This is a genomic window from Arthrobacter sp. SO3 (assembly GCF_020532825.1).
Classification (GTDB): domain Bacteria; phylum Actinomycetota; class Actinomycetes; order Actinomycetales; family Micrococcaceae; genus Arthrobacter.
The window spans coordinates 1-714 of the sequence record NZ_MQTS01000076.1; the positions used below are offsets into that span (position 1 = coordinate 1).

A 714-nucleotide genomic window follows, 5' to 3' on the forward strand; every position below is an offset into this window, starting at 1 on the left:
GGGCGGAGGCGTTCCGGGGCCGCCGGGGGCGGCTGAAAAGTCCAACGGGAGGGTCGCGGAAGTATCCAAGGGTGAAGTATCCAAGGGGGCAGTGGCGTCCATATCGGCAGCGGGCCGATGCCCTGCCGCGGAGCCGCCTGTGGGCTCTGCGGGCTCAGTGCCGGAACTGCGGGAGGGGTCTGCGGGCTCAGCAGCCTGTTGTCCTGCGGGCTGCCCGGCAGTGCGGTCTGCCGGGTCGTGTCCTTCATCGGGGTTCGGAGTGTGCGGATTCATACTTCGATCCTCCCGTCAGCCACGGATCCGCTCTACTGGGGGAGACCCTGAACTGTCCCTGAGTCGCCCCCCGGTTCGGAGCGGAAACGGGTCCCGGAAACCCTGATCCATGCTTGGATTGACTCATGACAACCGCCGTGTCCCGCCCGCCGCTGGTGCGCGGCAGCGACCGGGTGATTGCCGGCGTCTGCTCCGGCCTCGCCCGGCATCTGGGCTGGCCGCTTCGGCTGGTCCGGATCGGCATGGCGGTCGCCGCGCTCGCGGGCGGTGCCGGAGTCGCGTTCTATGCCTGGCTCTGGATCATGGTGCCCACCGCGGACGAAAGCGCCAAACGCGATCCCCGCCGGCCGGCGTCGCCCATTGCCCCGGCGGTCAGCGCACCCTTTGCGGCCCCCAGGGCCGGGTTGTATGGCCCCGACCTCGGCCCCTTCCCCCCGATGG

At 70.4% G+C, this 714-nt stretch carries 1 protein-coding gene; it reads left to right on the forward strand.

Translation table 11 applies throughout. From position 1 onward, the window contains the following. Nucleotides 1-398: 398 nt before the first annotated feature. Nucleotides 399-714, forward strand: a 316-nt coding sequence (locus tag BJQ90_RS08005; protein ID WP_226759766.1) for a PspC domain-containing protein, incomplete at its 3' end; no start/stop codon positions are given.